Below are 21,485 nucleotides of genomic sequence, written 5' to 3'. Positions count from 1 at the left end.
CGGTTGACAATGTTATTCCTTTTCGGATTAGGCATTTTTATGGGTAGGGTATCAGCTCAGTCATTGACTAGCCCGACAGATACCACCGTTTTTACGGCTGAACTATTCTTCGAGTTGATCCGGTCCAACCATCCAATCATCAAACAGGCCGGATTATTTGGCGAAGAAGCTAAGCAGGTCGTAATGCAGGCACGGGGGGCATTCGACCCGAAACTAGCTTCGAGCTACGACCGGAAAGAGTTTGGCAACACCTTATACTACAACCACTGGCAAAATAAGCTGGTTGTGCCGTTATGGTGGGCAGGAATTGATTTGAATGCTTCGTATGACCAGAATGCGGGTCAATATATCAATCCGGCCGAACGAACCCCGTCATCTGGCCTTGCTGGAATCGGTGTAAGTTTGCCAATCGGTAGAACGATTAGTATTGATGCCCGACGATCGGCGGTGAGGCAGGCTCGTCTGGCCGTAAATCTGGCTGAAGCTGACCGGCTGAAACTTGTTAACAAAACGCTTTTCGATGCGGCCAAATCATACTGGGAGTGGTTTTTGGCGTATCAACAGCGTAGGTTACTGGTAGAAGGGTATGAACTGGCCGATTTACGTTTTCGGGCCTTACGCGAGCGAGCTTTGATAGGCGATGCCGCCATAATTGATACGACAGAAGCCCTGATAACGGCACAGGATCGACTGGTACAGCGCCAGCAGGCAGACCTTGAGGAGCAAAACGCCCGGCTCAGGGTGAGCACTTTTTTATGGAACGAACGGGGGCAGCCGACCGAGTTACCTGCCTCAGCTATACCACAGCAGGCTCCGCTAACAACCTACTCGGCCGATACGCTTCAGGCACTCCTAAATCGGGCCACTCAGCAGCACCCTGAATTGCTGAAGCTGGAGGCAAAGGCCCAGCAGCTTACGATCGAAGAGCAGTTTAGGCGAGCGATGGTGCAGCCACAGATCACGGTCAGTGCCAGTCTGTTGAGTCAGACGCCTACGGTCGATGTTCCCTACGATTGGAGCGATTATTATTCGTTCCGTCCGCAGAATCATAAAATTGGGCTGGACGTAGTATTTCCTTTATTTCTTCGGAAAGAACGGGGGAAGCTGAGGGAAGTTCAGGTGAAAAATCAGCAGGTGGCTTTAGAACGGCAACAGACTAATCGGGATATTACCAATACCGTTCAGGCGGCTTATAACCAGCTTCAGGCACTGGCTCGACAGGTGATTGTACAGCAACAGGCTATCCAGAACCAGCAACGACTGCTCCAGGCCGAACAGCAAAAATTCGACATAGGGGAAAGTTCTCTGTTTCTGGTTAATTCCCGAGAAACCAAGCTGATTGATTTACGGATAAAAGGAGAAGAACTGAAAACGAAATACCAGAAAGCGATTGCGGAGTTGTATTATGTAGCTGGTACCAGTCAGTAGGTTTTAAGCATCCAGTAGCATCAGCAATTCGCTAATCATCATGGCGGTAGCCCCCCATACCCGGTGCCCCTGAATCTGGTAGAATGGTGCGTCGACCAGTACCCCCCGTACTTCGATCTGGCTATCGCCTACGATGGTTTCGTCGAGCAAGGTTTCCAGATCAACTTCAACAATGGCTTCTACCTCACGAGGGTCGGGGTAGAAGTCAGGGCGGTAGGGGAGTACACCCACCACAGGCTGTACGTAAAAATTGCTGGGTGGGATGAATAGCTCCGTGAGCAGGCCGAGTACCTTCACATCCGACACCCGAATACCAACCTCTTCCTGCGATTCACGTAAGGCGGTACGGGTCAGATTCTCATCGAATCGCTCCATGCGACCACCCGGAAAGGCCATTTGCCCGGCATGGACGCCATCGTACTGAGGGCGAAGAATAAGCGGTAAATAAATGGAGTTCTGAAAGGGATAGAAACAAATCAGGACCGCACTCCGACGTGTCCGCTCGTTGGGTTTGATACCCAGCCGATACCGCGCTGCCGACGCCATTTTCTGGTGCGCAGCCTCACCGGGCAACGGTTTCTGTAACCGTTGCCGGAGGTTTTCGGTAAAAGCGTTGAACGAGGTTTGTAACATTCGGACGGAATTTTTATGGATAATACTCGATCTTACGGACTAAGGCGCTGCCAATTTGTTTACCAGTAGCATCAACCTGTCTTCGTTCGATCCAGTTGCTATGTGTATCGTATTGGTACTGGTAAATCGGTTTGGTTATGTTGGTATAGTCAAATACACGTTCCTCCCATTTTCCGGCATGATTATTTCGCGAAACGTCAGATAATATGTAGCCCTCTACAGGATGCTGACGACTCTTGGTTTCGTTAATTAAATTGCCAGATCGATCATAATATTGAACTACCCTATGAGTAGCTTCTGGGGTGTAACTAAAACTAAATACCTCTGTTAATCGATTCTGTTTATAAGATGCTTGCCTAAGTAGTCTGGATTGATTATCGTATTGATTTCGATATGCCGTTGTATCGACAGACCATTCTGGCTGAAGGGCATATAAACTATCTTCTACACGTTTAAGACTATCTTCCCGATTTTTCAATTGGACTTTTTCCTTGGCTGCTTCTGCTTTGAAGGCTGCTTTTTCGTCCTCGGAAAGATTACTGGTTATTTCATCCATGAATGCGTCAAGCTCTGCCTGACCGAGTTTGGGCATTTCGTTAACTTGCTTCCGCCTGCGTATGATATGCTCCGTCAAATATCCCGGCTTATCCCAGGTATAACGTTCATCTTCTATCAGCAGTGTATCCTGTTTATACGTACGTTTTATGGCAACCCGGTTTGCGGAATCCATCTGCATCTCCGTCCGAGTATTCCGGGGAACCCCTCCAATAATTCGCTTATCCTGAATAATATATAGCTTGCTGGTTGGATTGAATTCATAGCTAATACGGCCTTCGGAAAGAGGCATTCTCGATTTTTGGGCTAAAATTTCGTCCCAAATGGCGCTAATTTCTCCGATGGATCTATAGGCGTAATGAGTAGCTACCTGTGGTTTATTATAATCGTCGAAGGAAGTACGTTTTTCCAGATAACCCTGCTTGTTGTATTCTTCTGAATAGTTTTGACCTGAATAGCCGTCGAGCCAATCGGTGGGTTTATTCGTGACAGGGGACTGCGTCTGAGTAATTGTTTTAACATTGCCTTTCAAGCCATGCTTTTTGGCAACAGGCAACGAAAATCCCCAATAGGCACTGATACGAGCTTGTGCCTTTAGGTGAGAAGGAGTTAAGCCTAAAACTATAAGAACAATATAGAGTGGATATTTCATACTGAAAACTACCTGTACAACTTAACTAATTCTTCCGCACAACGTTCACCATCCATGGCTGCTGAAACAATACCTCCCGCATAACCAGCCCCTTCGCCACAGGGAAACAGCCGTTGAATGTCGACATGCTCACAGGTGTCGCGGTGACGGGGTATGCGTACAGGCGATGAGGTTCGGCTCTCAGCACCAATCAATTGCCCTTCATTGCTTACGTAGCCCCGCATTTTTCGACCAAAATCCCGCAACCCCTGGCGTAATGGCTGGGCAATATGATCGGGTAACACCTCCGTCATATCGACCGAAGCCAGGCCTGGCTGGTAGGACGTTGGCAGCAGATCATTAGAGATACGGCCATCCACAAAATCGGCAATTAGCTGTGCAGGAGCCGTTTGTGAAGGTCGATCTGCCTGAGTTGCACCCATCCGGCATGCCCAGCGTTCAAGTTCCTGCTGCAAGGCTAATCCGGCCAGTGGGCCTTCGTCAGCGTAGGGCCGTAAGTCGACATCGGTAATGGCCACAACCAGCCCCGAATTGGCATACTGCGAATCCCGACGGGAAGGCGACATGCCATTGACGACCAGTTCGCCCGGGGCAGTAGCTGCCGGAACAATAAACCCACCTGGACACATACAAAACGAAAAAACGCCACGTTCTACCCCCTGATAACGTGTTTGGGCAACTAAACTGTAAGATGCAGCAGGTAAATAATCTCCGCGGTTCGGGCGGTGATACTGAAATTGGTCGATCAGTCGTTGCTGGTGCTCAATCCGAACGCCCATCGCAAATGGCTTGGCTTCAATCCGAACCTTTCGGTTGTGGAGCAGGTAAAAAATGTCGCGGGCAGAGTGGCCTGTTGCCAGAATGACCCCAATACCAGTTATCGTTTCGCCGTTGGCCAACACCACACCGTTCAGCTCATTCCCGTCGAGTAAGAGATCGGTTACTTTGGTGTCGAATCGAACGTCGCCCCCAGCATTCAGAATACTGGTCCGAAGGTCGGCCACTACGTTCGGAAGTTTGTTGGTGCCAATGTGGGGGTGAGCATCCACCAGAATTTGCTCGGTAGCGCCGTGAGCAACAAAAATCTCCAGAATGCGTCGGACATCTCCACGTTTGGTAGACCGTGTGTACAGTTTACCATCGGAGTACGTACCGGCTCCGCCTTCGCCAAAACAATAGTTTGATTCAGGATTGACGATATGATCTTTGTTGATAGCTGCCAGATCGCGTCGGCGGGTGCGTACATCGCTACCGCGCTCTACAACGACCGGCTTGATGCCCAGTTCTATAAGCCGTAGAGCGGCAAACAATCCGGCTGGTCCTGCGCCCACCACAATAGCCTGCGGGGCTTTGCTGACATCGGTCTGTGGTTTTTGGTATTGGATCAGTGGGGGAGGAGTCTGGCCTACAAAAACATCGGCCTCAACCTGTACCCGCACCTGACGATTGCGTGCGTCGATGGATTGTCGTTTTTTACGGACAAGTACCTCAGCGGTATCAGGTAGTGAAAGATGAGTGAGTACATGCATTCGAAATGCCTCATCATCGAAAGCCAGTTCGGGCGCAAGCGTTAACGAAAGTTGGTGAATCATCGTGAAAACGGCCAGTGTTTATCTGGCAAAGGACTATTTGTTAGGTAACAGGCAGCCCTGGGTTTGGGTTCGATTGCCTGTCAAGTAACATTTTTTATGCCAGTCAGAGAGTATGTGGGCCGAATTTATGACTATATTCTTATTCAGCGATCAATCACGATCTGTATGATTTACGCAGATTATAGAGATTGATAAGACAAAAATTTAGTCCAAATTGGCTAGTTGAGGGTAGCCCATAAAAAATGATGAAGTTTCGCCTTTTCAGTTGTTTGATGGTAGTAAGTCAGGTCGTATTGGCCCAGTCTGGCGCAACCCTCCCGTGGTCGCAGCGTATGGTAACCTCTATTATAGCCAGTAACCCTGATTCCATTTCGTATAAACGCCAGGACGGCACTAAGGGGATTGCCCATTGGGAATACGAAACGGGCGTTTTGCTGGAAGGTGTAAAACAGGTTTGGTACCGCACCGCCGACGATCGCTATTTCAATTACATCCAGAAAAATATGGATCGGTATGTAAAAGCTGATGGCGATATCCGTACCTATAAGCTCGACGATTATAATCTGGATTTTATTACACCCGGCCGGTCGTTGCTCCTACTGTATCAGCAGACATTACCGGGTAAAGAAAAATACCGGAAAGCAGCAGACCTGCTTCGAAAACAACTGGCTGAGCAACCACGTACAAAAGAGGGCGGCTACTGGCACAAGAAACGGTACCCTTATCAGATGTGGCTCGATGGACTCTACATGGCTGAGCCGTTCTATGCGGAGTACACTGCCTTATTTGGCGATGCCAAACACTACGACGATATAATCAATGAGTTCGTCTGGATGGAGAAACACGCCCGCGATCCTAAAACCGGGCTGATTTACCACGGTTGGGACGAAAGTCGTGAACAGAAATGGGCCAACAAAGAAACAGGTAATTCGCCCAATTTCTGGAGTCGGGCTATGGGCTGGTATGCAATGGCACTGGTCGATGTACTGGATTATATTCCCAAAAATCACCCTCGTCGTGGTGAACTGATTGCTATTCTGAATCGGTTCATGCCGTCGCTGGTGAAATTTCAGGACCCCAAATCAGGGTGCTGGTGGCAGGTAACCGACCGCATGGGCGACAAAGGAAATTACCTCGAAGCATCGGGTTCCTGCATGTTTGTGTATGCCCTGGTCAAAGGTGTACGCATGGGCTATCTTCCGGCATCAATGATGACACCTGCGCGGAAAGGCTATCAAGGTATCCTGAAACAGTTTATCACGACCGACGATAAAGGACTCATTCACCTCGAAAAAACGGTAGTAGTAGGGGGGCTGGGAGGAACACCCTATCGCGATGGCAGTTACGAATACTACCTCAGCGAACCGATTCGGCAGGATGACCTGAAAGGCGTGGGGCCGTTTATCATGGCGAGTGTCGAGATGGAGATCGCTGCCGAAGATGGTCTCGGAAAAGGCAAAACTGTTGCCGTCGATAATTATTTCAACCACGAATTCCGAAAAGGCTATACGGGTGAACAGGAGCCGTTTCATTACACCTGGGACGATCAGCAGCATTCGGGATTTTTCTGGTGGGGGAGTATTTTTCGCAAACTGGGTGCTAAAACAACCACTGTTACAGGCGCTCCGACAGCCGCGTCGCTGAAAGGGGTTGATGTGTACATTATTGTTGATCCCGACACACCAAAGGAAACGCCTAAACCTAATTACGTGAGCGAAAGCGACATCAATGCCATTGCCAGTTGGGTTGAGGCAGGTGGTACGCTGGTACTGATGGCCAACGATACATCGAACTGCGAACACAAGCATTTCAACCAGCTAGCTGCCCGATTCGGTATGCAGTTCCTGCCCAAAAATCGGAACATGGTGCAGGGCGACAAATTTGAGCAGGGAAAAATCAGTATCCCGGCTGGTAATGCGGTATTCCCAACAACCAGAACGGTATACATCAAGGAACTGTCGCCATTGAGCGTGAAAGCTCCGGCTAAAGCGATGGTTACGGATGCCGGTGATGTGATTATGGGTGTTGCCAAAGTAGGCAAAGGAACCGTGTTTGCGGTTGGCGATCCCTGGTTGTATAATGAGTATGTAGACGGGCGGAAAATTCCGGCTCAGTATGAGAATTTTAAGGCAGCTAAAGAATTGGCAAGCTGGTTGTTGAAGCAGGGAGGCTCTGCTGCTCCCGGTTCGGCAACCAGCAAGCGGTAGCTTTACTTTTTTGTCATTCTGAGGAACGAAGAATCTTAATGCATCCTATTAGGGAATTTTGAGATTCTTAGTTCCTCAGAATGACAAAGTTAAAGCGCTGATCTCTTCATCTGCCTGACTGCGTAATTGGCGGCTCGGGCCGTAAGGGCCATGTAGGTCAGCGACGGATTTTGGGTGCTGGTAGAAGTCATGCAGGCGCCGTCGGTAACGAATACATTTGAACAGTGGTGGAGTTGATTCCAGCGGTTGAGCAGCGACGTTTTAGGATCACGGCCCATGCGGACACCACCCATCTCATGGTTTTCGCTGCCAGGTAATCGCCCTGTATCAATCGTCCGAATGTTTTTAAAACCCGCCTGGGTAAACATTTCGCTAAACTGCTCAAAGAAATCGTTCAGAATCTTCCGGTCATTCTCATCATAGTCAACCGATACGCGTAGCTGCGGAATCCCAAAATTATCTTTAAGAGCCGGATCGAGCCGAACGGTACTATGCGCTTTCGGTATGGTTTCAGCCATCATGGCCGATCCGACCTGCCATTCGCCCAGACCAGGATTGATCAGGTTCTGTTTTAAAGCCGCACCGACACCTTCCTGATTGTCAACAGGATTTCGAGATGAATAAAAGGTAGCAGCATAACCACGCAGGAAGTCGGTTTCCTGCTTAAAAACGTTCCGAAAGCGAGGAATATAGCTGCTGTTGGGCCGTCGCCCGTCGGTGGTGGAATCCAGCAAGCCATCGTAAGTGGCCGTAACCCGGCCCCGATAGCTATGAAAAGCCATATGCGTTCCCAGTAACCCTGAATCGTTGCCCAGCCCATTCGGAAAACGATGGGAGGTGGAATTCAGTAGGATCAGGTTTGTATGGAGCGCCGACGCGTTGGCAAAAATAATCCGGGCGTAGTATTCCGTCATTTGATGCGTCTGGGTGTCGATCACACGAACGCCCGTTGCCCGCTGTTTTTGCTCATCATAGATGATGGAATGCACTACCGAATAGGGGCGTAGGGTAAGTTTGCCGGTACGCATGGCCCAGGGTATGGTGGAGGCATTACTGCTAAAATACCCGCCGTATGGACAGCCCCGTTCGCAAAGGGTTCGATGCTGGCAACGTGCCCGGCCCTGTTGTGTATGAATAGGCTTCGGCTCTGTAATATGGGCAGCCCGGCCGATAATCACATGCCGGTCCGAATGGCGAGCCGATACCTGTTGTTTAAAATAACGTTCCACACAGGACATCTCGTGTGGGGGTAAAAACTCGCCATCGGGCAGGGTAGCCAGCCCATCTTTGTGGCCGGTTATGCCAACAAATCGTTCTACATGGCTGTACCAGGGCGCTATATCGGCATACCGAATGGGCCAGTCTACGGCATAACCATCACGGGCGGGGCCTTCAAAATCGAAATCGCTCCAGCGTTGGGTTTGCCGCCCCCAGGTTAGCGAACGTCCACCAACCTGATAGCCATGTATCCAGTCGTAGGGCTTTTCCTGCACGTAAGGCTGCTCACTGTCTTTGGCAAAAAAGTGCATGGTATCCTCATGGAAGGCATAATTCCGGCTGGCTATTGAATACTCGTTTCGAATGGCCAGTGGCACCTGCCCCCGATGCTCCAGTTGCCAGGGATTCAGCATGGCCGTCGGATAATCGGTAACGTGATTGACGGGACGCCCACGTTCCAGCAGCAACGTTCGAAGACCCTGTTGCGTAAGTTCTTTGGCCGCCCAGCCGCCACTGATACCAGACCCCACAACAATGGCATCGTAGGTTTGCGCCTTGCGGCTATCGATGAGGAAGTTTGCCATGTTTTAGTAAAGTGAACGAATTTGGATTCTTACCTATGGTTTTGAAGGGTCAGTTGGTGGGTAACCATGGCTAACCGCTCGGCAACAGTATGGTTGCCCCGAAGTTCGATGAGGGGGCAGGTAAGTTTCTTCATCCAGTTTTCATGCGCCTGTAATGTCCGCCCATGGGCTACGTTGGTGTCATAGCCCGATGCCCAGTCAATGAATTCTTCGGATTGTTGATGGCGATCTTTGTCCGTAAAAATGATATCGCCATACCGCTCAAACTCTCGTTTGCGCAACCGTTCCAGTCGTAAGTCAGGAGGGACCCAGAGGAAAACGGCCAGATCGAACGCAGAAAGCCATTGGTCGCCCCAGTTAAGAAGCGATCCTCCAATAATCCAGTTTGTGGAATAGCTTATGTCGCTGGTCAGTAAAGCAATACGTTCAGTCGGTTCTCTTCTGAAAAGATAGGGCGGGTTTGAAGGTATCCAGTAATACGCATCCGTATCGAAATAAGGAATGCCAGTTTGGGCAGATAAGGCGTTGCCCAGCGTAGTAACCCCCGAGCCAGATGCACCAAAAATGTGGATTTTCATGAAATTGATTTGGCCTGTCGTTCAACCAGAAAATGCCAGTCTGAACGGATACACATTTCTTCTCGTAAATTGGCGAAAAATAGCCTATTCCTACAACAAGCCCCGTTTTTTTCGGTTAACCCACTATGCAATCCCAATCGATAACTCCGCCCAGAAACAAGGTCGATACGTTCGAATCGCCTGATTTCTATAACCTCGACGACCTCTTTACGGCCGAACATAAGCTGGTTCGGTCGGCTGTGCGCGATTTTGTAAAGCGCGAAATAACACCCATTGCTGAAGAGTATGCCCAACGGGCCGAATTCCCCCAGCATCTGGTTCGTAAGTTTGGCCAGATTGGTGTGTTTGGAGCTACCATCCCAACCGAATATGGGGGCGGTGGGCTGGATCAGATTTCGTATGGCCTCATGACACAGGAAATCGAACGGGGGGATTCGGGTATGCGTTCATGCGTATCCGTTCAAAACTCCCTGGTCATGTATCCTATCCTGACATTTGGTTCGGAAAAGCAGAAGAAAAAGTACCTGCCTAAACTGGCAAAGGGCGAAATGCTGGGTTGCTTTGGCCTTACAGAGCCTAATCATGGGTCAGATCCCGGTGGTATGGAATCGAACTTTATCGAGCGCAGCGATTACTACCTGCTCAATGGCTCTAAACTCTGGATTACCAACGCCAACATTGCTGATATTGCCATTGTGTGGGCCAGAAACGACCAGGGAAAAGTTCGCGGTCTGATTCTGGAGCGTGGCATGGAAGGGTTTACGACCGCCGAAATCAAAAATAAATGGTCGCTCAGGGCCAGTAGTACGGGTGAACTGGTGTTTCGGGATGTACAGGTGCCGAAAGAGAACATTCTGCCCGAAGCATACGGATTAAAAAGTGCCTTGAAATGCCTGGAACAGGCTCGTTACGGCATTTGCTGGGGTGCGGTTGGAGCTGCTATGGAGTGCTACGAAGTGGCCCGGCGATATGCACTCGAACGGATTCAGTTTAATAAACCCATCGCCAGTTTTCAGCTTGTACAGAAGAAACTGGCCGAGATGCTGACCGACATAACGCAGGCTCAACTACTTTGCTGGCGGTTGGGGATGCTCAAAAATGAAGATCGGGCTTCCGTAGCGCAGATCTCACTAGCCAAACGTAACAATGTCGAAATGGCTTTAAGAACTGCCCGCGAGGCTCGCCAGATTTTGGGCGCTATGGGTATTTCAGGCGAATACCCGATTATGCGGCATCTCATGAACCTTGAATCGGTTAGTACTTACGAAGGCACACACGATATTCAACTGCTTATTCTGGGGGCAGAAATTACCGGCATTCCTGCCTTTAAATAGGTTGATGAACGAATCAGATTACCTTAAAACGGGGCGGCTATTTGGTTATTTCAAAGCAGTAGAAATAACCAAATAGCCGCTCTACCATCATTTTCAATAGAAAAGTGAATTAGAAGACTGGCATAAGTTTTGTAGATGGCTTGGCATTCGTTGATGTTACGTTGCCAAACCTCTTTACGTGAAGAAAGTTCTATCCATCGGCTTTTTTATATTGATCGTATATCATACGCTGGCTTATATGCTAGTGGCGATAGCTAGCTGGTGGCAGGCTGAACACGATTTATCGGAGCGCCTTTTAGTATATCGATCGGTAGATAGTCTTGTCGAGTTTCAAATTCCGCTAAAAAATAAATTTGAACTCAACGATATTACCCATACAACATCTGATGGCTTTACATATCGCGGCCACTATTACTCAGTTGTTAGTATGGAAGTAAGAGAGGCCATTCTTTATATTGCTGGCCTTGAAATGGAAAGTCATTCGGTTTGGCAGCATGATTTACTCTCTTTTCTGAATGACCATATTAGCGAAGCTAGTGAATCACAACGAAAAGCTAATCGCTTTCTTAAGTTCTTACTGAAAGAGTATTCGCCCACTCCACGAGTGGTTTTTTATTTTCTTACCCCGCATTGGCGAAAGACCATTCGCATTCCTGATCTGTCATTTGTGTTTCTGGCGCGATCTCTGCCTATTCATTCGCCCCCTCCCGAGTGCTGAAGTGATTATCTACAGCGTTGCCCCATCCTCTGTCTCCAGTTGTCGACTGAAAGACTGAGGTTGCCACGCTATGCGTACATCGGCGATTCATCTGTTTCCCGAAAATGCACACCGAATAAAGAAGGCTTACAGGCATAGGGCTGGTGCTGGCCCGATTTGTTCGAGTAAACCACTATCCAGGCTCTACGTTCGCTTGGGGTAGTTAAGCTGTATCGCTGGGGCATTCATTTGTTTGGGGTTTAATGTCTCGTAAGATCTGTTGGCGGTGGCTTTACACGGTATTAACCGTCAGAGGTGGTACCAAAGTAAATACACCGTGACTTCACCATAACTTTCACTGATCATGAAAATAGTGTACTACATACTACAATTGAAATTAGGTAATTTGTTGAATTTGAGAGGGTTTATTCGAGTTCGTTTCCTTTATGTAGCGATTTTAGGACTACTTATAGCAGGGTGTACCTCTACGATTGATGTAGAGCCAGTCAAGCCGAACACAGTTTCTAATTATTCCGCTGATTTTCTACGTGAGTGGTTTTCGCTCGAATGTCGAATTGTAAAAGAAACGGCGGGTTTTTTACCTCCGCAGGCTTCCCGGGCATTTGGGTATGTAGGTATAGCCGCCTACGAGTCGGTGTATAGTGGGATTCCGAATGCAAGCCCCCTTGCCGGACAAATCAATCAGCTCGTGCCTGCCAGTATGCCCAAAGCATCACCAGATTATATACGGTACCATTGGGGCATTGTGGTCAATGCCGCAGTAGCGGACATGATGCGGAATATGTTCGGCAAGAACTTAAGTGAAGCCAACCTGAAAAAAATAAACGATCTGGAAGCCCAAAATCTGGCCAATTTCACAGCTACGATTAACAAGCCCCTGGCTGATCTTTCTGAGCAACATGGAAAGGCTATATCGCAGGCGATTTACGAATATTCTAAGACCGACGGCGGGCACGATTCTTATTTGAATCCGTTTTCAAAACCGTTTACGCCAGTTACGGGCGTGGATAAATGGGTGCCGACCGATGCCAAAAATCTCACACCCCTAAGTCCTTACTGGGCAAAATGCCGTCCTATTGTTGCCTCCAACATGACGTTTGGCAATCCGGTAAAGCCAATTGCCTTCTCAACCGATAAAACATCGAATTTCTATAAACAGGCACTAGCTGTTTACAATCAGGTTAAAGGCAATACTGCTGAGCAGGTTGAGATCGCCAAATTTTGGGCCGACGATCCGTTTGCCACTTGCACACCTACCGGCCACACGTTTAACATTATGACGCAGTTGCTGGAAGAAACCAATGCTACGCTTGAAAAAGCAGTAGTCGGTTATGCTATGTTAGGTATTGCGGAGATCGATGCATTTATCGCCTGTTGGAAAGCGAAATACGATTACTCATTGATCCGGCCGGTGTCGTACATCCAGAAGTACATAGATCCAAATTTTCAGACTGTGATCGGTACACCAGCGTTTCCAGCCTATACATCAGGACACGCTACGGAAATCGGTGTGGGTGAACGAATCTTTATAAAACTATTTACGAATGGCGATGGGAACTATGCGTTTACCGACCGCTCACAAGTACAGCATGGGTTTCAGCCTAGGAAGTTTACCAACTTTTCGGCCATGGCTCAGGAATGTGCTAATTCCCGGCTATATGGTGGTATTCACTACGATATGGATAACCTGAACGGTTTGTTGATGGGACGCGGTATTGGCGACAATGTTATAAAGTCGATTCAGTGGCCACAAACGATAAAATAACACAATGAACAGGAATACGGCTCTTGGATTTGTACTCATAGGCTTCGCGGTTGGCAACTGCCAGAAAATTCAGCAATCTCAGTTAACCCGCGATGCCCAACTGATGGCAACGCTGGAATGTGAGGCCCGTCAATTGAAAAATGAACGATTTAAGGCGGCCAATGATATTCGTTTTATGGAAGATTCGTTGGCAAAACACAGCATACGACTTACGTCTGCTCAAAGTGCCCAGATCGATTCCGTTAAAGCGAACTATACACTGCGTACGGGGCAATTGGCTGAGAAAATCACGAAAACGATGGATAGTCTCTATACGGCGACTTATCATCAACCCGATGAACGTCAACAGCTTGACGATGCTGTAGAAAAGGTTTTACAAACGATTTGTCATTGAGTGAAGCCCTCTTCACTCAATGACCATACAAACTACCGCTCAGCAATCGCCTTGATCTGCTTAAGAAAATCATCCATACCGTTGAGCGAGTGGTTATACCCTGCTTCTGATGAAAAACCTTGCTGAGTCCAGGTGAACTCAGCAAGGTTTGTGCCTTTCTCTGCAATTTGGTAGGTGACTGTAGCGTAGTTTTCGGGTCTTTCGTCCAGGCCTGAAAAGCCGCTCCAGTAGCTATAGCTGAGTAATTGGTTGGGTACATTTTTCAGAATAGTACCCTTGTCGCGATAGTGTTGATTTTCGTATTCCCCCTGGAAAATAATCTCGCTGCCGATGGCCCAGTTGGTAAGCGTTTGGGTACCAAACAGGTATTCCTGAATAAGTGCTGGGTTGGTTAATACTTCCCAAACTCGGGCTGGGCTAGCGTTAATGTCGATGGATTTAGAAACAGTCAGGTCTTGTCGCATGGCTTTTCAATTGATTTACGCCAAATTTCCATCAACTGGCTGACAACCCTATGTCAGTAGGTTTCAGGTAAAGCATCTTTCAAAAGTTGTTACAGGCAAGAATGCATAAACTAAAAAATAGATTGAAATTATTTCCAGGCAATGACTCCAAGACCCAGCAGAATCAGCAAGGCTCCAGCAGTCGTTTTTAGGGTGATGGGCTCTTTAAGTATCCATACAGATAGGAGCAGAGCAATGACAATACTTCCTTTGTCGATTAGGGCTACCTGAGAAACAGGCCCCATTTTGATTGCCCGGTAATAAAAAATCCAGGATAGTGAAGTAGTAACCCCGGAAATAGTCAGAAAAAGGATGGCCCCCCGATCTAGAGCACGGAACTGTTTGGTTCCTTGCAGGAAAAAGATATTGCCCCAGACCAGCAAAAACACGACAACTGTGCGAACTGCCAGTCCCGTATCCCCACTAACGTTCTTCAATCCAAATTTAGCGATGACTGACGTGAGACCGGCAAATACCATCGAGATGATAGCATAAACAACCCATTTTTCCATAGTTTTAGAACGATTAGATTTTGTGGATCAGTTGGTTGGTTTGCGGATTTTACAGAATCAGTTGGGTGTCGTTCTGCAATGCTTGGTGCAGAAACGCTTTCAGTCGATGAGGTTCGTCTATCAATTCTACTAGCGCATTATGGCAGTACCTACAAATTGAATGGACCATAATGCGGTAAATTTCATCGTTCAACTATTGCACTGAACGATCAATGAAAGAGTTTTTTAGTTGCCTGATCCGTAAAGTCAATGGTTTGGTTTACGGGTGTATATTCAACTCACCCCAAAACCGGATGCGCAGAATAATGCGCCTGGAGTTCATCGACCTGTTTTTGAACCAGTGCCCGAAGCGATTCCGACTGTTCAATCGTTACCGCATTGCCATACATGAGTAGCCAACGGGCCAATCCCTCCAGGTAAGGTGTTTGAAAAACCATACGAACCTGATCGCCAAGGTCTTCTTCGTGCTGGAAGCCGTAGGCGTACCGTTCTTCCAGCATGAAGCGGATCATGGATTTGGGAAAGACAACCGTAGCCTCAAAAATTTCCCAGTCTTTACCCATTCGATTAAGATAGTCCTGCAACGATAAGCGTTCGGGTCGGGCAAATCGCTGGCCTGTGTTGGTCAGTTCGCGAATCCGATCGACTCGGAAATCACGATAGTCCTGACGGGTTCGACAAAAGGCGATCAGGTGCCAGCTCATCCGGTAATGATGAAGTCCGACAGGTTCTACTTCCCGTTCCGTTTCAGCATCGTTGTATTGTGAATGATACCGGAGCAACAATACATTGTTCTGCGCAATAGCATGCTGAATATGGGTCAATAAACCATCCGAATAGGGCTGGCGATGCCTTGGTTTGGCTACAGCGATATGCGCATCCAGATCGTCCAGTCGCTCCTGATCGGTGCGTTTCAGAACGGATTTGATTTTGTACAAAGCTGATTCAAACTCAGTGCGGATGGAGGCATCAGCCCACTTTTCAATCAGTTTACTGCCCATGAGCAATGCACTGGCTTCGGCACTGGTAAACATAACTGGCGGCAAGTGATAATCGGTCAGAAAATAGCCGACACCGGCTTCGGCCCCAATCGGAACGCCTGCTTCTTCCAGCGATCGTACATCCCGATACACCGTGCGGAGGCTAATGCCAAAGCGGTCGGCAAGCTCCTGAGCGCGCACAACCCGTTTGGTTTGCAGATGAATCAGAATGGCAGTCAGTCGGTCAAGGCGGTTCATAAAAGCAATAGTTGGAATGACCGGCGCAAATTACAACGGATGAGTTAAATAGTGTTTCTGCCTATTCTGAGGATTCTATTGTTTCTTTTGGTTCTTTTGCAGCTACAAACCGGAAGGTAGGGCAATCAAGTCTTCACGCTCCGGGTAAACAACTACATAACAGAACCCAAGTGCATGAGTAGCATCCACAACAATACCCATCGCCATCGTTTCGAACTGGAAACGGATGGTAAGTTATCTATCGTTGAATACCAGAAAGTAGATGGTGAAACACTGGCGCTCGTTCATACCGAGGTCGATCCTAGCCTGGAAGGGCATGGGATTGGTTCAAAATTAGTAGAGGGTGTTTTAGAGTACGTTGAGCAGCATAATTTGAAAATTGTACCGCTCTGCCCATTTGTGAGCGCGTACCTGAAACGCCATCCCGATTGGAACCGGGTCGTATCAACCTCTTTTACCGCTACCGGCTTTTAATGATTCCGACACGTTGCCTGGTATTGACTGGGATTTTGTTCGTTTCTGTAAGCTGGTCTGCGCTTGGCCAGCTTACAGACTATCGCATGTGGGTAGGACTTACTACCCGTAAGCCAGAGCAGGTCGTGCTTCGGCGCTGGAAACAGGATTTCCAAACCCGTTATCTGGTCCTTAATCCGCAGACGCTTCAAACATCGGTCGTGGCACTACTGCCCGATGGAATCAGAGAATTACCCTGGGCGTCGGTTATGCAACAGGTACGCCAGACCGCCTATGGCAAAGCGATGCAGATTGAGCAAAAGCGGGACATAAACTTGCAGGATGCTGGTATTGAACGAACCGACACAACCGAGCGGGGGTTTAGCCTTACCATTGATCTGTGCCCATCGACCAAACCATTGACCCGGTCGGTTTTTGAACAACTTATCCGTGCATTTGAGCCGGAAGAAAAGCCCATTCCCATTACGGTTACCATTACCGGACTCTGGATGGCGAATCACCAGCAGGATTTAGCTTATCTCAAAAATCTGGTGAGTCGAGGTGAACTGGCTATTACCTGGGTCAACCATTCGTACCATCATCGGTACAATCCGCGCTTACCCCTTCAAGCCAATTTCCTGCTCGAAGCATCAACCGATCTCAATGCAGAAGTGCTGTCGAATGAACAGGCCATGTTGCAGAATGGGTTGACACCCTCCATCTTCTTTCGGTTTCCGGGGCTTGTGTCCGACAAAGCTGTTTTTGATCGAATTCTCGCATTTGGTCTATTACCCATTGGCAGCGACGCCTGGCTGGCTAAAAATCAGCAACCCAAACAAGGGAGCCTGGTTCTCATCCACGCGAATGGCAACGAACCTCTTGGTATCACCGATTTTATTAATCTGATCCGGAAAAAATCGGCTTCTATTGAGAACAAGAGCTGGCTGTTGTATGACTTACCCGCCAGCGTGGCGAAGGAGAAGTAAGGGGCTGGCAACTGCTTATGGCATTCGCTTCTCCATCTCTTCTATTTTCTCTCGTAATTGCCTGACCTCGCTGATCAACTTTTGAATGTCATTGTCTGTTTGCTCCTGCTCATCCTCGACAAAGAAATTAGCGACGTAGCCTGTAAACGTACCGAAGAGACCAACACCCGCAATCATGAGGACAGCTGCGATCAGTCGACCGGCGCTGGTAATGGGAAATCGGTCGCCGTAGCCAACGGTGGTAATCGTAACGAAGGCCCACCACAAGGCATCGGATGGCGTCTTGATATTGGCATCGGGAACCCGTTCGACGTACAGAATAGCGATGGCCCCGAAAATCATAAGTAACAAGGAGCTGAGCAATACTACGGCCAGGGTTCCATTGGCGCGGTCCCGGAAGAAGAAATTCAGAAAGTCCCGAATGGATCGAAAAGCGCGAACCATGCGCAGAATCCGAATGATTCGCACTAACTGGCCTAGTCGCCCCCAATCGAAAGCTGGAATACTTGACAGCAAATCGATCCAGCCCCAGCGTAAAAATTCCCATTTGTTGGGGGCCAGATAGAGCCGTAAAAAGAAGTCATATAAAAAGTACAGACAGATACCCGTATCGACCTGATCGAGCAATTCTCCGGTAGTCTTACGAATCGGAATCAGTTCCCGAACGAGCAGGGCTAAGACAACATATACCGATAGCACCAGCATGATGATCTGGTGCAGACGTACTTTCGACAAAGGCGGTCTGGGAACCTCTTTCATGATTTTGGGGGCAATGGGGGATGAAAAGGCGAAATTCGCTCTTTCTTCCTGATCCATCGCCAAACATCCGTTGCAATAGCTGGATAAATATTAAGCCCAATACTGTAATAACTCCCGTTGAAATTCTGGTTGATGGCGGTTTGAAATACCGAAACCCGGTAGCCAATCTGTGCGCTCAAACCAAACCAGCGAGTGGCTTTCCATTGCCCATACAAACCCGCCTGGAGTGGAACCAGAAAGTCCCGTTTGGTTCGGTCGATAGGGGTTTCTTTAGTCAGATCGAGCGGAAGTGCATAGGCCACACCTCCACCCAATTCGATGGGGATACTGACGGTCCATTGCTTGTTTTTGGTGATATTGAACCAGTACATCATGCTGATAAACCACATATCCGTACGGGTGTAATAAGCCAGATTAATGCGCCGGGCGGCATTCCGTCGCCAGTCGATCAGGCTCAGGTAAGAGGCATAGCTGATCCAGTAATAGCCTAGTGTGATTTGGTGGCGTTTCTTCCCATACTCGATACCCGCATTGACACCCCATACATTCACATGCTGTTTTTCCAGAAACGAATCGCGAAAATCGACATTGAAGGCTGGGCGGATACGTGGCCGTCGTGGCTGTAAGGTATCAGCCGTTGCCGATGAATCGGTCGGAGGAAGGCATAACGAACAGGCTACCAGAAACGCTGCAATCATAATGTGTTCTAACTTAAAAATGCTGCCTGTAGTTACACAAATTACGGGTTAATGGCGCTGATGCGTACATAAGCGTTTTTACCATGTATATCATAAGTGTTAACTCCTAGGCCAGATTTTCTTTTTAAGCAAGAATTAATCAGGCTTTAACAGCTCCTTAACGGGCAGAGTGGTATTTGCTACCCTAATCAGTCGGGTAAAATTAATCCGCTTTCCCAGTATGTTCCGTTTTCGATTCTATTACGCCTGTTTTCTTAGTGCTTTCCTGCTGGGTTTGGGCGTAGGTTCACCATTGCTCGCACAAACAGCTGCAACACCAGCCGATACGATTCGACAAAGCTTGCCCCAGCTAGAGCAATTGTTTCTGGAGCGAAATTTTCAGCTACTTGCCCAACGTTACCAGATCGATATGGCTGATGCTGCCATTACCCAGGCTGGTCTGCGACCAAACCCGAATCTATGGTTTCAGGGTAACCTATATAACCCGCAGACCCATAAAGTCCTTCCGTTTGGTCGTCCATCGCAGGCTGATATGGATGCCGGGATTTACAACAGTGGGTATTATGCCGTACAACTGCAACAGGTAATTCAACTGGCGGGTAAGCGTAGCAAACTGGTTGCTCTGGCCGAAAGTAATAAATCGCTGGCTCAACTGGCCTTTCGCGACCTGATGCGCACACTACACTACCAGTTGTATTCGACTTACGCCAACCTGTATTATGATTTGCAGGCACTGCGTTTGTTTGAAGACGAACTGGCGCGACAACAACGGCTGCTCGAATCGTATCGGATTGCACTTCAGTCGGGTGGGGTGGCTCCTTACGAAGTTACCCGGCTGGAAGTAGCCCTTCGTGACCTTCAGGCGAATGAGGCTAATTACCGTACTCAGATTGCCGATGAGCAGGCAACATTGCGGGTGTTGCTGCGTCAGCCTGCCCAAACGTTCATCCTGCCTTCCGAATTACCGACACTTCAGAGGACTGCTCCGCCCCTGGCAACAGCGTTAGACTCCGCTCAGGCCCATCGGCCGGATATTGCCATTACGCAGGAACAGATCAACAATGCTCAGCGTAGCCTGACTTTGGAAAAAGCGCGTCGCACTCCCGATCTGACAACGGGTTTGCTGTTTGAGAAATACGGGAATGCCTATGTGAATTTTCTGGGCTTTCAGGCGTCGATGGATTTGCCTGTTCACAATCGGAATCAGGGAGCAATCCGGTCGGCCGAAACGAATCTGAAGGCGGTAACGAGTGGTTTAGACAATCAGCAGGTTGTGGTTCAAAGCGATGTCCTGAATGCCTACGACAAGCTGAATACCTATTATGCCCAACTCAACGAACGGCCCGATGGCTACCTGGACCGGATTCGGAATATTTCGGTTGAAGCCACAAAAGCGTATAACGCGCGTATGATTGGTCTGCTCGATTATCTGGATAAAATAAAGACGTACCAACAGGCTCAGCTCAATAACATTGACCTGATGAACAACCTCTTTCAGTCGCAGCAGTTGGTCAATTACGTAACCAATACGAAATTCTTCTAGTGGAAAATTGACAATAGTAGTCGGGGGTGGTAACCAGGCATCCAGACGTATTCACGACGGCGGAACGACCAGTGGCCGGGCACCCATATGGCACGTGTTAGGCTTCAACCTTCGATCTAACCTTAGCGTTTTGTTGTGCCCGTAATTGCTTCGTTGTTTTTCGTGAACCATCGTGACTCCAGCCGGGAGGACCAAAAAGATAGCCTAACGCATCCCGGACCGATCGCGACCGACGCAAATCCTGTCCGATCGATACCCACTCATGAAACGCGATTCTGACCGGATTATGGGTATCAATATTTGTCGTCAGCCCGTAGGTAGGACGATGACGCTCCTCCTGAAAGGTACCGAACAGCCGATCCCAAATGATCAGAATACCCGCGTGGTTTTTGTCGAGGTAATCCAGGTCGGAACCGTGGTGTACGCGGTGGTGCGAAGGCGTATTGAAAATGGCTTCAATTGGGGCTGGAAACTTATTAATGAGTTCGGTATGAATCCAGAACTGATACAACAAACTAATCGACTGCATAGTCATGATCGCAATAGGCGGAAAGCCAAGTAAAGGTAACCACAGCCAGAAAATGAAAGCCCCCGACAGATTACCCGTCCAGGTTTGGCGAAGTGCTGTCCCCAGATTGTATTTCATGGAAGAGTGATGCACAACGTGCGATGCCCAGAAATATCGGCTACTATGACTGATTCGATGAAACCAGTAGTAGCTGAAATCTTCGGCAAAGAACAAAATCACCCAGGCCCACCAGTTGGTCATATCAATCGTAAACAGCCGAAATTGATAGACTAGCGTAAACGAGCCAAACACCATAGCTTTCCCAATCAACGCACTGATGATGACATTGCCGATTCCCATCGACAAACTGCTGGCCGTGTCCTTAGTCATGTAATAATCTTTCTGCTGCTTGACCGTCACGACTACCTCGGCAACCAGCAGAATCACAAATCCAGGAATGGCAAGTTGAATTAAATCTCTCATATTTAATCTTACTTTCATGCAAGTTACGGCCTTGGCATGTGGTTGTCAACAGCCAGAATGGGGTTTCTGACTTTCCGTTACGGTGGACGGGTAGTAAGGACTTAGAAGTTGTTTGCGTTCGTGGGGGCAGGTTCTTAAATCTGC

The 21,485-nt window shown here is 48.5% G+C and carries 20 protein-coding genes; 9 read left to right on the top strand and 11 right to left on the bottom strand.

Annotated features, from left to right (window positions below; genetic code table 11):
* The first annotated feature begins 9 nt into the window (after positions 1–9).
* On the top strand, positions 10–1,428 hold the full coding sequence (locus tag BGO59_RS11560) for a TolC family protein (RefSeq protein ID WP_293683775.1): 1,419 nt from the start codon (positions 10–12) through the stop codon (positions 1,426–1,428).
* 3 nt (positions 1,429–1,431) lie between these two features.
* Here BGO59_RS11560 and BGO59_RS11555 read toward each other — a convergent pair whose 3' ends face one another.
* The 3 genes from BGO59_RS11555 to BGO59_RS11545 are packed head-to-tail and all read right to left on the bottom strand — an operon-like array spanning position 1,432 to position 4,860.
* Entirely contained in the window at positions 1,432–2,061 is a 630-nt protein-coding gene (locus BGO59_RS11555; RefSeq protein WP_293683774.1) for a CoA pyrophosphatase, read from the bottom strand.
* Positions 2,062–2,074: 13 nt separating this feature from the next.
* Positions 2,075–3,268: a hypothetical protein gene (locus BGO59_RS11550; protein WP_293683773.1), complete on the bottom strand. Its 1,194-nt coding sequence runs from the start codon at positions 3,266–3,268 to the stop codon at positions 2,075–2,077.
* 8 nt (positions 3,269–3,276) lie between these two features.
* The gene (locus BGO59_RS11545) at positions 3,277–4,860 is read right to left on the bottom strand and encodes an NAD(P)/FAD-dependent oxidoreductase (RefSeq protein ID WP_293683772.1); all 1,584 of its coding nucleotides are present in this window, start codon (positions 4,858–4,860) and stop codon (positions 3,277–3,279) included.
* A 242-nt stretch (positions 4,861–5,102) separates the two neighbouring features.
* Here BGO59_RS11545 and BGO59_RS11540 point away from each other — a divergent pair, with 242 nt between their 5' ends.
* Positions 5,103–7,067, top strand: coding sequence for a DUF4350 domain-containing protein (locus tag BGO59_RS11540; RefSeq protein ID WP_293683771.1), 1,965 nt, complete (start codon positions 5,103–5,105; stop codon positions 7,065–7,067).
* 89 nt (positions 7,068–7,156) lie between these two features.
* Here BGO59_RS11540 and BGO59_RS11535 read toward each other — a convergent pair whose 3' ends face one another.
* Positions 7,157–8,869, bottom strand: coding sequence for a GMC family oxidoreductase (locus BGO59_RS11535; protein ID WP_293683770.1), 1,713 nt, complete (start codon positions 8,867–8,869; stop codon positions 7,157–7,159).
* A gap of 29 nt (positions 8,870–8,898) precedes the next feature.
* Entirely contained in the window at positions 8,899–9,447 is a 549-nt protein-coding gene (locus tag BGO59_RS11530; RefSeq protein WP_293683769.1) for an adenylate kinase, read from the bottom strand.
* 125 nt (positions 9,448–9,572) lie between these two features.
* Between BGO59_RS11530 and BGO59_RS11525 the strand changes: the two genes are divergently transcribed.
* From BGO59_RS11525 to BGO59_RS11510, 4 genes are all read left to right on the top strand, one after another.
* Entirely contained in the window at positions 9,573–10,781 is a 1,209-nt protein-coding gene (locus tag BGO59_RS11525; RefSeq protein ID WP_293683768.1) for an acyl-CoA dehydrogenase family protein, read from the top strand.
* Between the two features lie 178 nt (positions 10,782–10,959).
* Positions 10,960–11,499 carry a hypothetical protein gene (locus BGO59_RS11520; RefSeq protein ID WP_293683767.1) on the top strand — a complete coding sequence of 180 codons (540 nt, stop codon included), beginning with the start codon at positions 10,960–10,962 and terminating at the stop codon, positions 11,497–11,499.
* 343 nt (positions 11,500–11,842) lie between these two features.
* Positions 11,843–13,264, top strand: coding sequence for a vanadium-dependent haloperoxidase (locus BGO59_RS11515; protein ID WP_293683766.1), 1,422 nt, complete (start codon positions 11,843–11,845; stop codon positions 13,262–13,264).
* Positions 13,265–13,268: 4 nt separating this feature from the next.
* Positions 13,269–13,658 carry a hypothetical protein gene (locus BGO59_RS11510; protein ID WP_293683765.1) on the top strand — a complete coding sequence of 130 codons (390 nt, stop codon included), beginning with the start codon at positions 13,269–13,271 and terminating at the stop codon, positions 13,656–13,658.
* A 32-nt stretch (positions 13,659–13,690) separates the two neighbouring features.
* On the opposite strand, the gene BGO59_RS11505 is transcribed toward BGO59_RS11510, so the two are convergent.
* The 3 genes from BGO59_RS11505 to BGO59_RS11495 all read right to left on the bottom strand — a co-directional run bounded on the left by BGO59_RS11505 (position 13,691) and on the right by BGO59_RS11495 (position 15,911).
* On the bottom strand, positions 13,691–14,122 hold the full coding sequence (locus BGO59_RS11505) for an SRPBCC domain-containing protein (RefSeq protein WP_293683764.1): 432 nt from the start codon (positions 14,120–14,122) through the stop codon (positions 13,691–13,693).
* A 128-nt stretch (positions 14,123–14,250) separates the two neighbouring features.
* Entirely contained in the window at positions 14,251–14,673 is a 423-nt protein-coding gene (locus BGO59_RS11500; RefSeq protein ID WP_293683763.1) for an EamA family transporter, read from the bottom strand.
* Between the two features lie 278 nt (positions 14,674–14,951).
* Positions 14,952–15,911, bottom strand: a complete 960-nt coding sequence (locus BGO59_RS11495) for a YafY family protein (protein WP_293683762.1) — start codon at positions 15,909–15,911, stop codon at positions 14,952–14,954.
* A gap of 174 nt (positions 15,912–16,085) precedes the next feature.
* Between BGO59_RS11495 and BGO59_RS11490 the strand changes: the two genes are divergently transcribed.
* On the top strand, positions 16,086–16,385 hold the full coding sequence (locus tag BGO59_RS11490) for a GNAT family N-acetyltransferase (protein ID WP_293683761.1): 300 nt from the start codon (positions 16,086–16,088) through the stop codon (positions 16,383–16,385).
* A complete protein-coding gene (locus BGO59_RS11485) occupies positions 16,385–17,350 on the top strand; it encodes a polysaccharide deacetylase (protein WP_293683760.1) in 966 nt (321 codons plus the stop codon). Before BGO59_RS11490 ends, BGO59_RS11485 begins: the two co-directional genes overlap by 1 nt.
* A 15-nt stretch (positions 17,351–17,365) precedes the next feature.
* Here the strand turns inward: BGO59_RS11485 and BGO59_RS11480 are convergent, their stop codons facing one another.
* Both BGO59_RS11480 and BGO59_RS11475 read right to left on the bottom strand, forming a co-directional pair.
* The gene (locus BGO59_RS11480) at positions 17,366–18,109 is read right to left on the bottom strand and encodes a potassium channel family protein (RefSeq protein ID WP_293683759.1); all 744 of its coding nucleotides are present in this window, start codon (positions 18,107–18,109) and stop codon (positions 17,366–17,368) included.
* Entirely contained in the window at positions 18,106–18,807 is a 702-nt protein-coding gene (locus tag BGO59_RS11475; protein ID WP_293683758.1) for a hypothetical protein, read from the bottom strand. Before BGO59_RS11475 ends, BGO59_RS11480 begins: the two co-directional genes overlap by 4 nt.
* Before the next feature lie 220 nt (positions 18,808–19,027).
* Between BGO59_RS11475 and BGO59_RS11470 the strand changes: the two genes are divergently transcribed.
* A complete protein-coding gene (locus tag BGO59_RS11470) occupies positions 19,028–20,350 on the top strand; it encodes a TolC family protein (RefSeq protein ID WP_293683757.1) in 1,323 nt (440 codons plus the stop codon).
* Positions 20,351–20,447: 97 nt separating this feature from the next.
* Here BGO59_RS11470 and BGO59_RS11465 read toward each other — a convergent pair whose 3' ends face one another.
* On the bottom strand, positions 20,448–21,341 hold the full coding sequence (locus tag BGO59_RS11465) for a sterol desaturase family protein (protein WP_293683756.1): 894 nt from the start codon (positions 21,339–21,341) through the stop codon (positions 20,448–20,450).
* Between the last annotated feature and the right edge of the window lie 144 nt (positions 21,342–21,485).

The organism is Spirosoma sp. 48-14, assembly GCF_001898575.1.
GTDB lineage: Bacteria > Bacteroidota > Bacteroidia > Cytophagales > Spirosomataceae > Spirosoma.
This window is presented reverse-complemented; position numbering and strand designations above follow the sequence as displayed.

What these genes read in the sequence shown, in the direction of transcription:
- BGO59_RS11560 (WP_293683775.1), top strand. Translation starts at nt 10, where the DNA reads ATGTTATTCCTTTTCGGATTAGGCATTTTTATGGGTAGGGTATCAGCT.
- BGO59_RS11555 (WP_293683774.1), bottom strand. Translation starts at nt 2,061, where the DNA reads ATGTTACAAACCTCGTTCAACGCTTTTACCGAAAACCTCCGGCAACGG.
- BGO59_RS11550 (WP_293683773.1), bottom strand. Translation starts at nt 3,268, where the DNA reads ATGAAATATCCACTCTATATTGTTCTTATAGTTTTAGGCTTAACTCCT.
- BGO59_RS11545 (WP_293683772.1), bottom strand. Translation starts at nt 4,860, where the DNA reads ATGATTCACCAACTTTCGTTAACGCTTGCGCCCGAACTGGCTTTCGAT.
- BGO59_RS11540 (WP_293683771.1), top strand. Translation starts at nt 5,103, where the DNA reads ATGATGAAGTTTCGCCTTTTCAGTTGTTTGATGGTAGTAAGTCAGGTC.
- BGO59_RS11535 (WP_293683770.1), bottom strand. Translation starts at nt 8,869, where the DNA reads ATGGCAAACTTCCTCATCGATAGCCGCAAGGCGCAAACCTACGATGCC.
- BGO59_RS11530 (WP_293683769.1), bottom strand. Translation starts at nt 9,447, where the DNA reads ATGAAAATCCACATTTTTGGTGCATCTGGCTCGGGGGTTACTACGCTG.
- BGO59_RS11525 (WP_293683768.1), top strand. Translation starts at nt 9,573, where the DNA reads ATGCAATCCCAATCGATAACTCCGCCCAGAAACAAGGTCGATACGTTC.
- BGO59_RS11515 (WP_293683766.1), top strand. Translation starts at nt 11,843, where the DNA reads ATGAAAATAGTGTACTACATACTACAATTGAAATTAGGTAATTTGTTG.
- BGO59_RS11510 (WP_293683765.1), top strand. Translation starts at nt 13,269, where the DNA reads ATGAACAGGAATACGGCTCTTGGATTTGTACTCATAGGCTTCGCGGTT.
- BGO59_RS11505 (WP_293683764.1), bottom strand. Translation starts at nt 14,122, where the DNA reads ATGCGACAAGACCTGACTGTTTCTAAATCCATCGACATTAACGCTAGC.
- BGO59_RS11500 (WP_293683763.1), bottom strand. Translation starts at nt 14,673, where the DNA reads ATGGAAAAATGGGTTGTTTATGCTATCATCTCGATGGTATTTGCCGGT.
- BGO59_RS11495 (WP_293683762.1), bottom strand. Translation starts at nt 15,911, where the DNA reads ATGAACCGCCTTGACCGACTGACTGCCATTCTGATTCATCTGCAAACC.
- BGO59_RS11490 (WP_293683761.1), top strand. Translation starts at nt 16,086, where the DNA reads ATGAGTAGCATCCACAACAATACCCATCGCCATCGTTTCGAACTGGAA.
- BGO59_RS11485 (WP_293683760.1), top strand. Translation starts at nt 16,385, where the DNA reads ATGATTCCGACACGTTGCCTGGTATTGACTGGGATTTTGTTCGTTTCT.
- BGO59_RS11480 (WP_293683759.1), bottom strand. Translation starts at nt 18,109, where the DNA reads ATGAAAGAGGTTCCCAGACCGCCTTTGTCGAAAGTACGTCTGCACCAG.
- BGO59_RS11475 (WP_293683758.1), bottom strand. Translation starts at nt 18,807, where the DNA reads ATGATTGCAGCGTTTCTGGTAGCCTGTTCGTTATGCCTTCCTCCGACC.
- BGO59_RS11470 (WP_293683757.1), top strand. Translation starts at nt 19,028, where the DNA reads ATGTTCCGTTTTCGATTCTATTACGCCTGTTTTCTTAGTGCTTTCCTG.
- BGO59_RS11465 (WP_293683756.1), bottom strand. Translation starts at nt 21,341, where the DNA reads ATGAGAGATTTAATTCAACTTGCCATTCCTGGATTTGTGATTCTGCTG.